The 14,166-nt window shown below is 53.9% G+C and carries 10 protein-coding genes; 4 read left to right on the forward strand and 6 right to left on the reverse strand.

The window, feature by feature from the left end; genetic code table 11:
* Positions 1-6: 6 nt before the first annotated feature.
* The 5 genes from LG203_RS06745 to prfB form a co-directional block, all read right to left on the reverse strand.
* Positions 7-3,387 carry a bifunctional diguanylate cyclase/phosphodiesterase gene (locus LG203_RS06745; protein WP_230345079.1) on the reverse strand — a complete coding sequence of 1,127 codons (3,381 nt, stop codon included), beginning with the start codon at positions 3,385-3,387 and terminating at the stop codon, positions 7-9.
* 237 nt (positions 3,388-3,624) lie between these two features.
* The gene (locus tag LG203_RS06750) at positions 3,625-5,025 is read right to left on the reverse strand and encodes a putative porin (RefSeq protein WP_230345080.1); all 1,401 of its coding nucleotides are present in this window, start codon (positions 5,023-5,025) and stop codon (positions 3,625-3,627) included.
* A 191-nt stretch (positions 5,026-5,216) separates the two neighbouring features.
* The gene (locus tag LG203_RS06755; RefSeq protein WP_230345081.1) at positions 5,217-5,807 is read right to left on the reverse strand and encodes a polymer-forming cytoskeletal protein; all 591 of its coding nucleotides are present in this window, start codon (positions 5,805-5,807) and stop codon (positions 5,217-5,219) included.
* Positions 5,808-6,086: 279 nt separating this feature from the next.
* Positions 6,087-7,547, reverse strand: a complete 1,461-nt coding sequence (lysS, locus tag LG203_RS06760) for a lysine--tRNA ligase (RefSeq protein WP_230345198.1) — start codon at positions 7,545-7,547, stop codon at positions 6,087-6,089.
* A gap of 56 nt (positions 7,548-7,603) precedes the next feature.
* A protein-coding gene (gene prfB, locus LG203_RS06765; protein WP_148211171.1) for a peptide chain release factor 2 occupies positions 7,604-8,708 on the reverse strand; the annotation gives its coding sequence in 2 pieces (ribosomal slippage) (positions 7,604-8,626 and positions 8,628-8,708; 1,104 coding nt in all).
* A 192-nt stretch (positions 8,709-8,900) separates the two neighbouring features.
* Here prfB and LG203_RS06770 point away from each other — a divergent pair.
* The 4 genes from LG203_RS06770 to pstB all read left to right on the forward strand — a co-directional run bounded on the left by LG203_RS06770 (position 8,901) and on the right by pstB (position 12,722).
* On the forward strand, positions 8,901-9,905 hold the full coding sequence (locus tag LG203_RS06770; RefSeq protein ID WP_230345082.1) for a PstS family phosphate ABC transporter substrate-binding protein: 1,005 nt from the start codon (positions 8,901-8,903) through the stop codon (positions 9,903-9,905).
* Between the two features lie 87 nt (positions 9,906-9,992).
* The gene (gene pstC / locus LG203_RS06775; RefSeq protein ID WP_049821897.1) at positions 9,993-10,940 is read left to right on the forward strand and encodes a phosphate ABC transporter permease subunit PstC; all 948 of its coding nucleotides are present in this window, start codon (positions 9,993-9,995) and stop codon (positions 10,938-10,940) included.
* A 3-nt stretch (positions 10,941-10,943) separates the two neighbouring features.
* Complete coding sequence (pstA, locus tag LG203_RS06780; RefSeq protein WP_230345083.1) at positions 10,944-11,882, forward strand: phosphate ABC transporter permease PstA; 939 nt, start codon at positions 10,944-10,946, stop codon at positions 11,880-11,882.
* Positions 11,883-11,942: 60 nt separating this feature from the next.
* The gene (gene pstB, locus LG203_RS06785; RefSeq protein ID WP_230345084.1) at positions 11,943-12,722 is read left to right on the forward strand and encodes a phosphate ABC transporter ATP-binding protein PstB; all 780 of its coding nucleotides are present in this window, start codon (positions 11,943-11,945) and stop codon (positions 12,720-12,722) included.
* 103 nt (positions 12,723-12,825) lie between these two features.
* Here pstB and LG203_RS06790 read toward each other — a convergent pair whose 3' ends face one another.
* Positions 12,826-14,076, reverse strand: a complete 1,251-nt coding sequence (locus LG203_RS06790) for a D-amino acid dehydrogenase (protein WP_230345085.1) — start codon at positions 14,074-14,076, stop codon at positions 12,826-12,828.
* Between the last annotated feature and the right edge of the window lie 90 nt (positions 14,077-14,166).

A 14,166-nucleotide genomic window follows, 5' to 3' on the forward strand; every position in this document is an offset into this window, starting at 1 on the left:
GCCTGCTCAGGCTACCGCTGCTTCCCCTAATTGCAGCCTGAGCATGGGCTGCAGTTTCAGCATGCGGACAAAGTCGTGGCTGTGCAGCGGCTCGCTAAACAGGAACCCCTGAATCTGGTCACAGCCCTGTTTTTTCAAGAAGGCCAGTTGCTCCTGGGTTTCAACGCCCTCGGCCACCACCTTGATCTGCAGGCTGTGCGCCATGGCGATAATGGCTTGGGTAATCGCCATGTCGTCCACATCATCGGGGATATCACGTACAAACGACCGGTCGATCTTGAGTGAATCTATCGGGAAGTGCTTGAGATAGCCGAACGAAGAATAGCCCGTGCCAAAGTCATCAATCAGCACATGCGCGCCCAGGTCATGGAAATGCTGCAACACCTCCCGCGCCCGCTCGGCATTGTGCATGATCATGCTTTCCGTAATTTCCAGTTCCAGGCAGTCTGGCGTCAATCCGCTCTCGGCCAGCGCATCGGCAATGGTTTGCCGCAGGGTCTCATCGCGGAATTGACGAGCGGACAGATTAACGGCAACCCGAACGTTCTGTCCGGTGAGCTGTTGCCACTCCACGGCCTGTCGACAGGATTCCCGCATGATCCAGGCGCCGATATCGATAATCAGGCCGGTCTCTTCCGCCAAAGGAATAAACTGCATGGGTGACAACATGCCGAGCTCAGGATGCTGCCAGCGCACGACCGCCTCGGCGCCAATGATTTTCTGCGAGCGCAAATCCACCTTGGGCTGGTAATGCAGCACGAATTCATTGCGCTCCACTGCGCGGCGCAGATTGTTTTCCAGGGTCAATAATTCCACGCTATTGGTATTGGCTTCTGCCGCATAAAAGCGGAAGGTATTCTTGCCGGACTCTTTGGCGCGATACATGGCGGCGTCGGCATGCTTGAGCAGGCTGGCTGTATCGAGGCCATCGTCTGGATATACGCTGATGCCGATACTGGCGCTGATAAAAAGCTCGCGCCCGACCAGGATAAAAGGCTGCGCCAGGGTAGCCATGATCTTGCGGGCAATCGTATTGAGATAGTCGGTATCGCCACAGTCTTCCACCAGCACCACAAACTCATCGCCGCCCTGGCGAGCGACGGTATCGGTTTCGCGCAGGCACTCCTTGAGGCGCTTGGCGGCTTCTTGCAGCAGCATGTCGCCGGTTTGGTGTCCTAGCGTATCGTTGATGATCTTGAAGCGATCAAGATCAATGAACAGGACAGCAATCGCGGTCTTGTTGCGCTGGGCCCGATTCAAGGCCTGATCAATGCGCTCCTGTAACAAGGCCCGGTTGGGCAGATGCGTCAGCGCATCGTGATTCGCCAGGAATTGCAGGCGTTCTTCGGATAATTTGCGCTGGGTGATATCCGTAAACACGGCCACATAATTCTGCACGCTGCCCTTGGCATCGGTCACCTTGCTGATGGAGAGCCACTCGGGATAGCTTTCGCCCGATTTGCGCCGATTCCAGATTTCGCCTACCCACTGCCCCTCATGTTCCAGCGTCTGCCGGATGAGGTCGTAATAGGCTTGCTCATGCAGTCCGGCCTGCATGACCGATGGCAGCTTGCCGATGATCTCTTCTTTCTCGTATCCCGTGATCTGCTGATAAGCCTGATTGACTTCCAGCACCCGGAAGGCAGGATCGGTAATCACAATACCTTCCGCCGTGTTGTCAAATACCTGACGGGCCAAGCGTAAATCAGACTCAGCGGCCTTGCTCGCCGTGATATCCAGCATCACGCCAACCAGCTCAGCCGGACGGGTGTTGGACATATTGGGAATCACCTTGACGATATCCTTCATCCACACCACCCGACCATCCGCCGCGATCATGCGGTAATCAAAACCAAAACTCTTCAGCTTGAGCGATTCGGTGCGGCAATACTCCACCACCCAATCCCGGTCATCAGGATGAATTTTGTTGACCCAGAAATCAGCATCCTGGGTCCACTGCGCCAGCGGGTAGCCGAGCAGCGCCTCCGCTTCATTGCTGACAAAGGTAAACTTGCCGCCGGGGATTGCCCGCCAGACAATCGCCTGCACCGACTCCACCAGTTCGCGGTAATCCTGCTGGCTCTTCAGCAACTCGGCTTCGGCTTTTTTACGGCTGCTGATATCAATAATCAAGGTCACGATGCGCTGGTTATCATCCCGATACTGGGCAGCCGCGATCTCAATATGAATGGCGCGGCCGTTTTTCCCCAGACCTAGCGCCTCGTAGCGCGTAGGCACATCCATATCCTGCAGGCGTTGCTGGTAAATCTCACCCACACGCTTGCGGTCCGACGGATGAATCAAACTGAAGAAGTCAGAACCCAAGGGAATATCACCGGGACTGTAGCCGCCAATCCGCCATAAGGCGTCGTTGCCATACACGATCTTGCCGCGATGAATAATCGCCACCCCTTCATTGACATCGGCCTGAGCATGCAGCAAGGCATCGTAGGTATCCAGCTGTTCCTTGAGTCTTGCCTCCGAACGTATGCGCCCGGCATTCAAACCAGACAAGGCAACGCCGGTTGAGGACAGCACCAGCACATACATCCAGTAATCCAGCAGATTGGCCTGGGCGAAATCATGAGCAAATGTCCCCAGCTCATGCGCCCCGCCCCATAATGCGGTCATGGCGACAAATAGCACACTGAGCGCCGCCCCGCGCTGATGAAAGCGCAAGGCCGCCCACATCACGAGCGGAAACAGCATGAACGCCTGCGGCTGCATCAACTGGGAAATGGATTTGTCCATGGCGCCCAGCATGGTCAACAGACAGCTGAAGATGATAAGCCCTGCAACAAGCAAGGCCTCGCCAGCACGTGCCCAGTTCCAGCGTATCGGTTCATAGTGATAAATCGCCAGCACGGCCGGGGTAAACAACAAATAGCTGAAAGCATCCTCCAGCCACGAATTGGTAAAGCTGTTGGCAAGCGTAGTGGGGTCAGCACCAATGACCATCAGCATCAGCACATTGATAAAAGCGCTGACCAGCGGGCTGATACCCACAGCAAAAAATACCAGTGTCAGAAAGTCACGCAGACGGATCAGCGCAAGATCGAAACGCGCCACCTGTTTCAACAGATAACACGCCAACAGAGTTTCCAGCGTATCCCCCACCGCCATGGTGGCAGCGACGTAATACACGGTGGAGTTCAAATGGGTAATCAGGGAGCCAATAAAAATGGCAGGCCATGCCCGATAACCAAAAACCAGCAGAATGGCCAGGGAGAATCCGGCGGTCGGGCTGATCAGGCTGGACCAGGCATCCGGAATGGGAATCCAGAGATTAAGACGGCCGAGCAAGCAATATACTAAAACAATCAGGCTGAGTTTAACGATATTGCGGATAGAAAGCGGCCGCGGCCGAGTGTTGAGACTGGTGTACATTTCCCTGATTTATAATATGAATTTTTATGTAATCGTACACAACAAACGCTTAAAAGCCTATTACTAAAAGGGGCTTTAAGGTGTAAAAACACAGCGACATTCACCAGCCAAAACCACCAGCAGCGATGAATCCAGCATCAGCATGCACTTTGCAAAAAAATAAAAACCCGCCACTTTCGTGACGGGTTTATTTGAACAGGCATGACCGAATATCGGCATGCGCTTGTATCGCTTACATTAGAACTTGTAAGTGATATCCAGTTGGTACAAATTGAAGCTATCCAGATTCAGGTTGATATCGTTACTGTAACCAACGGCGGCCAGACGGTCATTCTTGCGGGTTGCATGACCAGCAGCCAGGTTGACGAATACGTTGTCACGCAACAGGTATTCACCCTTGAAAACGATACCCTTCATGTTGACACGTGAATCCATGAAGTCGGAGTCAACCGCATTAGGATCAAGTGCGTATACACCTACGTCCTGATACCAGAGCTTGGCAGACCAGTCACCCTGTTTGGCAACCTTGTCTTTCTTCTGTTCCAGCCCAACACCCACCAGCCAGGCCTTGTCATCGTTGCCTGCGGCGCGGATGGCTGCCTGGTTGACACCAGCAGCTGCAACAGCGGCATCAAAACGATCATCACCGTCCAGGTTCACTACATAGTCACCGAATACATTCAGCTTCATGTTGTTTGCCATCTTGAAACCCAGTTCAGCGGGGATTTCAATGGTGCGCAAGTCATTTGTCGCGCTAATGGTTGAACCCAGCGTAGCGCCGATACCGGTGCTGGTGCCGAGACCTGGCACGAAGGTGGAGGCGCCAGTCGCATGATCATTGGTGTACTGGGTATATGTCATCGCAGCCTTGGCAGACACCGTATCCGTGATATCAAACTTTGCACCACCCTGGAAAGCCAGGATAGTGTTGGTTTTACGGTCAGAAGTGTCAACGCTGAAGTCCTGACGGTCGCCACGGTACTGAGACTGAGCAAAGTTACCGAACCAATTGATTTTGCCAGTCTTGAAGTCCACTTTTTCGACCAGACCTTCAAAGGTCAAATCGCCATCCCATACCATGGAAGTGGTATACAGCGGATTGGCAACACGGCCAGCTTCCAGTTTCAGCCAGTCAGTTGCGCTCCAGCCCAGCATGGCGCGCTTGACGTAAACGGTTTCTTTGGAGTTTGAACCATTGGCGCCATTACCAAAGGTGGCATTGTCTGAACGACCACCGGAACCCATGGACAAAGCGATATCCGAGTAGAAGTCACCAGCCTTCGTCTTGACGCCCAAGGTAAGCTTGTAACGACCACGCTGACGATCTTCATCAAAATTGCCAGTATCTTCACCGTCACGATATTCGTAACGTGCGCGCATATCGCCATACAGAGTTGCACTGTCCACTACATCGGAAATCTTGATCTTGCCAGCTGTCTTCAGGGCTTTTTCCTGACCAGCTTTTTCGCCTTCGCGGCCCTTGGTCAGCAGATTGCCTTCTTCTTCTGTCAATACACCCTTGCTCACCAGAGCATTGACGATGTCAACAGTGGAATCAGCCATGGCATTGGCGCCAAAACCGAACAATAATGCCCCTGAAACCGCAGCACAGACGCCGCGCAGCTTGATACTTTTCATTTAGATTGCTCCCGGTTAAAAAACTATAAATTCGTTTTGTTGAGTTTCAACACGGAAGCGATTTTGATGATTCAATGTGACAGATTGATGACGAATCATGAATTCGTCACGCAGACGTTGCATAAATACAACATGAGTAAAAACGATAGAAACAGCCCCAGCCCTCTCTAGCGCTGGAGCTCAAATCGCCGCTAGGCGTGGCTGGTACTGGCCGCTGCCCGCAATGGGCTGGCTTTGTTGCTGGCGCTGTCCGTCGAGATGGAGGCTATGTCACCGGACAACTCGCCGCCTTCTTCAATAAAAATTTTGCCATACCGGATCTTGCCGCTAACCCGTCCGCTGGCATGAATGATGAGCTGGCTGCGCGCAGTCAGCTCACCTTCAAACTTGCCGTATATTTCGGCCACATCGATGCCCACCTTGCCGGAAAATTCGCCCGCTTCGGCAATCTGGATAACGCGGCTATCCATGGTAGCTTCTACCCGGCCTTCCACCACCAAGGTATCGCAGTCCTGGATTTCCGCGCCTTTCAATTTGACGTCCGGCCCCACAATCAGGCGGCTACCCGAGATCTCCTTGTTCTCTGTGTCCGTATTATGGGCTGACGAGACCGAAGCAGTGGTAGCAGATGCCGGAGTGGATGGTTGACTCGCTGGGTATGGGGCACTGGTTGTGGTTGTAGTACCTGCAGATAAAGATGACGTTGCTGGACGGCTGCTGGAAGTGGATTGTGCAGGAGAAGGTTGAGCACCTCGATTGAATAGACCTTGCTTGTTTAACATGGGTAAACCTCTTTCATGATGGTAAAAAATGTCGAAATGCAGACATCACATTTACCAGAGCAGATAGAGCAACGACCATGCCGACTTGAATAACGTCAAAACAATCATCGACTTACGAACGTCTCTTGTCGGATTTTCCAGAATCTCCGTGGAATCCAATAAAAAACGTCTCCCTCAGGAGACGCTCATCAGGCTAACACTAGCCAAGTTGCTGTTTTCAAATAATTAAGACTGTCGCCCTGCTGCAACACGCGAGCTGCCGCAGGGCGGTTATCGCGATCAGGCTTCTGGGCGCATGTGCGGAAACAGGATCACATCACGTATGCTCGGGCTATCGGTCAACAACATCACCAGACGGTCAATGCCGATACCGCAACCACCGGTAGGCGGCATGCCGTATTCCAGGGCACGGATGAAGTCGGCATCGTAATACATGGCTTCGTCATCGCCCGCCTCCTTGGCAGCGACCTGGGCATGGAAACGTGCCGCCTGGTCTTCTGCATCATTCAGCTCGGAGAAACCGTTGGCAATTTCGCGGCCAGTCACAAACAGCTCAAAACGCTCGGTGATCTCAGGGTTGCTATCCGATGCGCGTGCCAGCGGCGAGACTTCCACCGGGTAATCAATGATATAGGTTGGCTCCCATAGCTGGCTTTCTGCCGTTTCTTCAAACAGGGCCAATTGCAGCGCGCCCAGACCCGCATGGGCAAAAGCTTCCACGCCAAATTTCTTCAGCTCGGCACGCAGGAAAGCCATATCCGTTAACTGTTCCAGCGTATAGCCGGGCGCATATTTCTGGATTGCACCTACGATGGTCAGTCGCTGGAATGGCTGGCTCAGATCCAGGGTTCGGCCCTGGTATTCCAGTACCGCCGTGCCACGGGCGGCAATCGCCGCCGCACGAATGCAGTTTTCGGTGAAGTCCATCAGCCACTTGTAATCGGTATAAGCCGCGTAGAACTCCATCATGGTGAATTCCGGGTTGTGGCGAACGCTGACACCTTCGTTACGGAAATTGCGGTTGATCTCGAATACGCGCTCAAAACCGCCCACGATCAGGCGCTTGAGGTAAAGCTCAGGGGCGATACGCATGTACATCTGCATATCCAGCGCATTGTGGTGCGTAATAAAAGGCTTGGCCGATGCACCGCCTGGAATGGGGTGCAGCATGGGGGTTTCCACTTCCAGGAATTCATTGCCCAGCATGAAGCTGCGAATGGCTGCCACAATCTTGCTACGAGCGATAAAGGTCTGGCGGGTATCGTCCGACACAATCAGGTCCACATAGCGCTGACGGTATTTGGTCTCTTGATCAGACAGCCCATGGAATTTCTCAGGCAGCGGACGCAGGGACTTGGTGAGCAGACGCAGCTCGCTCACCTTGATCGACAGTTCACCGGTCTTGGTTTTGAACACCACGCCGCGCGCGGCGAGAATATCGCCCATATCCCATTTCTTGAAAGCATCGTAAAGCGCTTCGCCTATGCTCTCCTTGGAAATGAACAGCTGGATACGGCCGCTTTTGTCCTGCAGGGTGGCAAAGCTGGCTTTGCCCATGACGCGCTTCAGCATCATGCGGCCAGCCACGCTCACCTGCACATTGGCGGGCTCCAGCGTTTCATTGTCCTGTTCGCCATATTGGGCATGCAAATCGGCGGCTGCATGCTCAGGCTTGAAATCATTGGGGAAAGCCACACCTTGAGCCCGGATCGCTTTCAGCTTTTCCCGGCGCTCGGCCATCACATGGTTTTCGTCTTGTTGTGTAGCCTCAATCGGCTGTTGTGCTTCGCTCACTACTACACTCCCTGCTTTAAACTTTCTGATATGAATGGATCCAGATCGCCATCCAGCACGCCCTGGGTATTGCCAATTTCAACATTGGTGCGCAGATCCTTAATGCGCGACTGATCCAGCACATAGCTGCGAATCTGGTGACCCCAGCCAATATCCGTCTTGGCATCTTCCAGTGCCTGCTTTTCCTGGTTACGCTTGTTGAGCTCCAGCTGATACAGCTGAGCCTTCAGCATGTTCATGGCCTCAGCCTTGTTGCGGTGCTGTGAGCGGTCGTTCTGACATTGCACAACGGTATTGGTCGGCAAGTGAGTAATACGCACGGCGGAGTCTGTCTTGTTAATATGCTGACCACCGGCACCGGATGCCCGGTAGGTATCAATGCGCAAATCGGCCGGGTTGATCTCAACCTCAATCGAGTCATCCACTTCCGGGAAGACCGACACGCTGGCGAATGAAGTGTGGCGACGATTGCCCGAGTCAAACGGTGACTTACGCACGAGGCGATGCACGCCACTTTCAGTGCGCAGATAACCATAAGCATAGTCACCGGAGATTTTCAGCGAAGCGCTCTTGAGCCCGGCAACATCGCCTTCCGACTCCTCCAGCACTTCCACCTTGAAGCCGCGGCGCTCGCAATAGCGCAGATACATGCGCAAAAGCATGGACGCCCAATCCTGCGCTTCGGTACCGCCCGAGCCGGACTGGATATCGATAAAGCAGTTGTTGCCATCCATGGGGTTGGCAAACATGCGGCGGAATTCCATTTCCTCCACCTGCTTTTCCAGAGCCTTACTGTCAGCATCAATACCAAGCAAGGTAGCATCATCGTTTTCTTCGCGCGCCATTTCAAACAGCTCGGCACTGTCACGCAAGCTGTTATCCACCTCGGTCAGCGACTTGACCACAAACTCCAGTTCGCGACGTTCCTTGCCTAGTTTTTGCGAGCGTTCGTTATCGTTCCAGATGCTGGGATCTTCCAGCAATTGCGAGACTTCTTCCAGGCGTTGCTGCTTGGTCTCGAAGTCAAAGATACCCCCGAAGGGCATGATTACGTTCAGAAAGATCTGCCAGGCGGTGGGCGATCAGATTGAGTTGTTCTGCTTCCATTACCATAAAACCTAATAAAAACGCGATTATACATCAAAGCCCGCCAGCCCATTTTCAGCGACTAAATTTAGCTTTCGTCATCGTTGTCACAAACTTGTAACATAGAGGCTTTAAAGTGCTCCCAAGTTATGCACCCCCGCACTTGGAGACCGTCGTCTGCAGCGCGGATTTTTTTCACACCATGGAGGTTATATGCAATCGAAGTTTGTACAAAGCATGGGTCTGGCGGCTGTTGTCGCATCTCTGTTCGCTATCCCCACTGCTCACGCAGCTGAAAAGATCGTCAAGATCGACGGCTCCAGCACGGTTTATCCGATTACCGAAGCGGTCGCTGAAGAATTCCAGAAAGCCAAAAAAGGCGCCATCAAGGTTACCGTGGGCATTTCCGGTACTGGCGGCGGTTTCAAGAAGTTCTGCCGTGGCGAGACTGATATTTCCGAAGCTTCCCGCCCTATCCTGAAGAAGGAAATGGACGCCTGTAAGGAAGCCGGCATTCAATATATTGAACTGCCAGTTGCTTATGACGCATTGACCGTGGTTGTGAATCCAAAGAATGACTGGATCAAGAGCATGACCGTGGAAGAGCTGAACAAGATGTGGGCACCTGCTGCACAAGGCAGCATCAAGACCTGGAAGCAAGTGAACGCCACTTGGCCAGACAAGCCACTGAAGCTGTTTGGCCCAGGTGCTGACTCGGGTACCTTCGACTACTTTACCGAAGCTGTCGTTGGCAAGGCCAAGTCCAGCCGTGGTGACTTTACTGCCTCTGAAGATGACAACGTTCTGGTACAAGGTGTTGCGAGCGATATCGGCGGCCTCGGCTATTTCGGCTTCGCTTACTATGATGAAAATCGTGAAAAACTGCGCGCTGTGCCTATCGTGGCCAAGACTGGCGCACCAGCGGTTAGCCCATCTGCTGAAACGGTGATGAATGGTACTTACCAGCCATTGTCCCGTCCGCTGTTCATCTATGTGAACGCAACGGCTGGCGCTTTCAAGCCTGAAGTCAAAGAGTTCATCAACTTCTACCTGGCCAATGCTGCTGCCCTGACCAAGGAAGTGAAATACGTTCCACTGCCATCCAGCGAATATGCTGCCGTGGTTGAACACTGGAAGTCTCTGAAGCCGGGTACTGGCTTTGGTGGTGTGCCAGAAGTGGGCGTGAAGATTCCTGAACTGCTGAGCCGCATCAAGTAATGGCTTGCGACATCGGGCGGCATCATTGCCTGCCCGATGTCGCATCCCTCCCTTCAATTCCGTTACAATGCACGGGTCTAAATCAAAGTGAACACGGCTACTCAAGTGCTACCAAATCAGACTGAACTGAAAATCAGTGCACGTTTGGCAAAAAACGTCCGCAGACATTTTGTTGAACGCGTGATTGAATTCCTTCTCATGCTGGCTGCCATGTCGGCAGTGGCAACTACTCTGGCGATTGTCGCCATTCTGCTTTACGAATCCTTAAGCTTCTTTGAGCATGTTTCCATTATTGACTTCCTGACGGATACGCAATGGACACCGCTGTTTGAAGATGCACACTATGGCATTCTGCCTCTGGTTTCCGGCACGCTCACCACCTCGGCCATTGCCTTGTTGGTAGCGATTCCGATTGGCACTGTTGGCGCCATTTACCTGTCCGAGTTTGCTTCGCACAAGACGCGCGAAACCGTCAAGCCCATCCTTGAACTGCTGGTTGGTGTGCCAACGGTGGTATTTGGTTATTTTGCCCTGCTGTTCGTGACGCCGCTGCTGCAAAAATTCATCCCCGGCCTGCCAGGCTTCAATATGTTGGGCCCAGGCATCGTGATGGGTATCATGATCGTGCCTTATATCAGCTCGGTCGCTGAAGATGCCATGCGCGCCGTACCAATGAGCATGCGTGAAGGTTCGTATGCCATGGGCGCCACGCGCTTTCAGACCGCCATCCGTGTGGTCACACCGGCCGCGATTTCCGGCATTATCGCTGCTTACATTCTGGGTATTTCCCGTGCGGTGGGTGAAACAATGGTGGTAGCGCTTGCTGCCGGTCAGCAACCTAACCTGACCTTTAACCCGATGGAAAGCGCATCGACCATCACTGCTTACATCGTGCAGGTTGCCATGGGCGATTTGCCCCACGGCAGCATTGGTTACCAGAGTATTTTTGCTGCAGGTCTGGTGCTGATGTTAATGACCCTGATCTTCAATATTCTGGGCCACCTTACCCGCAAGAAATTCAGAGAGACTTATTAAGCCATGAGTAACCAAGCATCCGTACTGGACAATCTGGAAGAAGTGCGGGCGATGATTCGCCGGCACAAATTCAATGACTATGTATTCTCGATCATTGGCCTGATCGCGCTGATGATCGGCCTCCTGACCCTGTTGACGCTGTTTGTCGACCTGGTGATGGATGGTTACCCACGCTTCACGTTTGAGTTCCTCTCCGAATACCCTTCACGCCGGGCAGCCCATGCCGGCCTGTTGTCGGCCTGGATAGGTTCGCTGCTGGTGATGGTCGTGACCTTTCTTTCCGCCGTGCCCATGGGTGTGGCAGCAGGTCTTTATCTGGAAGAGTACGCACCGAAGAACTGGTTCTCGGACCTGATCGAAATCAACGTGACTAACCTGGCTGGTGTGCCTTCGATTGTGTATGGCTTGCTGGCACTGGGTCTGTTTGTTTACATCCTGGACTTGGGGCAAAGCATACTGACCGCTGGCCTGACATTGGGTCTGCTGATCCTGCCGGTCGTGATTGTGGCAACACGTGAGGCCGTGCGTGGCATTCCAGTTGCAATTCGCGAAGCAGCCTACGCTGTAGGCGCCACCAAATGGCAAGTCGTGCTGCATCATGTGCTGCACTACTCCTTCGGCGGCATCCTGACCGGCGTGATTATCGGCATGGCACGCGCACTCGGCGAAACAGCGCCTCTGATTACGATTGGTGCACTGACGTTTATTGCTTTCCTGCCACCATCACCAATCACGGATACGCCACCCTTCCTCAATTTTGAGTGGCTGAGCTCGGGCTTTACCGTGATGCCTATCCAGATGTTCAACTGGCTGTCACGCCCTGATCATGCATTCCACATGAATGCGGCGGCCACTGGCGCGCTCATCATCGTGGTTACCCTGCTGATGAATGGCACCGCAATCTGGCTGCGTTACCGCATCCGCAAGAATATCAAGTGGTAATCGGGACATTCCCCGCTTACTGGCTGAACAGACTAATTTAAGAATCAGGAAACTAATCAAATGGTGACAACCTCAACTCCGATTAAAGCTGAATCGCGCGATCTGAATTTCTACTACAACGGTGGTCACAAGGCGCTCAAGGGCATCACCATGCCGCTGTATGAGAAGAAGATCACGGCCCTGATCGGCCCATCTGGCTGTGGAAAATCGACGTTCCTGCGCTGCTTCAACCGCATGCACGATCTTTACCCTGGCAACCGTTATGACGGCCAGATCATCATGCATCCGGACAACACCAATGTGCTGGCCAATGGCGTGGACCCGATTGAAGTACGCATGCGCATCAGCATGGTGTTCCAGAAGCCCAACCCTTTCCCCAAGTCCATCTACGAAAACGTGGCTTACGGCCTGCGTGTGCGTGGTGAAAACAACAAGCGCGTCGTGGATGACAAGGTAGAAGAAGCGCTGAAAGGTGCCGCCCTGTGGGAAGAAGTCAAAAACCGTCTGCACGACCTGGCATTCAACCTGTCTGGCGGTCAGCAACAGCGCCTGTGCATTGCCCGCGCACTGGCAACTGACCCTGAAATCATGCTGTTCGACGAGCCAACTTCCGCACTGGATCCGATTGCCACGGCCAACATTGAAGAACTGATGTCCGAGCTGCGCAACAAGCTGACGATTCTGGTGGTAACGCACAACATGCAGCAAGCAGCCCGTGTGTCTGACTACACCGCTTATATGTACCTGGGCGAGCTGATTGAGTACGGCGATACCGACATGATCTTCACCCGCCCTACCCGCAAAGAAACAGAAGACTACATCACCGGCAAATTCGGTTAAGTCATTGCGATTGCTGGCAGGCAAGCATTGCAGCAAAAAGCCCGGGCTTACCCCCGGGCTTTTTTAATGGCTACCGTCTGCCCCCAAGGCTTGTGGATGTTGCTTACTCGCGATAGCGTGCCAGCGAAAGATCATCGTGCCGAATATCTGCCCTCTGGCCAGAAACCAGATGCGTCAGCAACTGTGCTGATCCGCAAGCCATAGTCCAGCCCAGGGTGCCATGGCCGGTATTGAGAAAGAGATTGGGAATAGGGGTAGCACCGACCAATGGCGTGCCATCGGGCGTCATGGGGCGCAGGCCAGCCCAGAAGCTTGCTTGCGTCGTATCGCCCGCGCCAGGGAATAAATCCTGCACCACCATTTCCAGGGTGGCCCGCCGGCGTGCGCGCAAGCGCGTATCGTAACCGACCACTTCCGCCATGCCACCGACGCGTATGCGCTGATCAAAGCGCGTCAGTGCAATCTTGTAGGTTTCGTCCAGAATGGTGGACTGCGGGGCAAGGCTGGCATCCAGAATGGGCAGGGTAAGCGAATACCCTTTGACTGGATACACCGGAATGTTGGCGATGTCCTTCAGCAATCCCGCACTGTAAACACCGGCGGCGAGCACGCAGGCATCCGCATTGATGCGGCGCTGATGCGTATGCAAGCTGGCAAAGCGCCCACCTTCCACCTCAATGGCGCGGACGGTGGAGCCGTATTCAAACTTCACCCCCATGGACTCTGCCATGGCGGCGAGGCGGGTGGTAAACAGGTAGCAATCGCCGGTTTCATCGTGCGGCAAGCGCAAACCGCCGGTTAAGCGGCTGGCATGTTGCAGCGCAGGTTCAACACCGGCAAGTTCGGCATTGGATAGAAGCTGAAACGGCACGCCAGCCTCATGCAGCACGGCAATATCGCGACCAGCGGCATCCAGCTGCCGCTGGGTACGAAATACCTGCAAGGTGCCCAGCTGGCGGCCTTCATATTGGATTCCGGTATCGCGGCGCAAGGCATCGAGGCAGTCGCGGCTATATTCCGCCAGCCGCACCATGCGCTCTTTGTTGCGCTGGTAATGCCTGGCATCGCAGTTGCGCCAAAGCTGCCACAGCCATTGGATCTGCGCCAACGAACCGTCGAGACTGAGGGCAAGAGGAGCATGCCGCATTAACATCCACTTCAATGCTTTCAGTGGAACACCGGGGGCTGCCCACGGCGAAGCGTAGCCAGGTGACACCTGACCGGCATTGGCAAAACTGGTCTGCAAGGCGGGGCCAGCCTCGCGCTCAAGCAGGGTGACCTGATGCCCGGCCTGCGCCAAATAATAGGCGGTCGTTACACCGATGACGCCACCGCCAATGACAACAACATGCATAGCCCAACCCCTGTGTAATCCTCACCCTGATTAGAGCAAGCTTAAGGGTTGGCGATCAATCTATTTTTGCATGAGGGTCATCAGTGCCGC

Source organism: Methylovorus mays (genome assembly GCF_020531915.1).
GTDB lineage: Bacteria > Pseudomonadota > Gammaproteobacteria > Burkholderiales > Methylophilaceae > Methylovorus > Methylovorus mays.

Bases quoted from the DNA above. Each gene is read 5' to 3' on its own strand.
- pstB (WP_230345084.1), top strand. From the start codon at position 11,943: ATGGTGACAACCTCAACTCCGATTAAAGCTGAATCGCGCGATCTGAAT.
- LG203_RS06790 (WP_230345085.1), bottom strand. From the start codon at position 14,076: ATGCATGTTGTTGTCATTGGCGGTGGCGTCATCGGTGTAACGACCGCC.
- pstA (WP_230345083.1), top strand. From the start codon at position 10,944: ATGAGTAACCAAGCATCCGTACTGGACAATCTGGAAGAAGTGCGGGCG.
- LG203_RS06755 (WP_230345081.1), bottom strand. From the start codon at position 5,807: ATGTTAAACAAGCAAGGTCTATTCAATCGAGGTGCTCAACCTTCTCCT.
- LG203_RS06750 (WP_230345080.1), bottom strand. From the start codon at position 5,025: ATGAAAAGTATCAAGCTGCGCGGCGTCTGTGCTGCGGTTTCAGGGGCA.
- LG203_RS06770 (WP_230345082.1), top strand. From the start codon at position 8,901: ATGCAATCGAAGTTTGTACAAAGCATGGGTCTGGCGGCTGTTGTCGCA.
- lysS (WP_230345198.1), bottom strand. From the start codon at position 7,547: ATGGCCGAGCGCCGGGAAAAGCTGAAAGCGATCCGGGCTCAAGGTGTG.
- LG203_RS06745 (WP_230345079.1), bottom strand. From the start codon at position 3,387: ATGTACACCAGTCTCAACACTCGGCCGCGGCCGCTTTCTATCCGCAAT.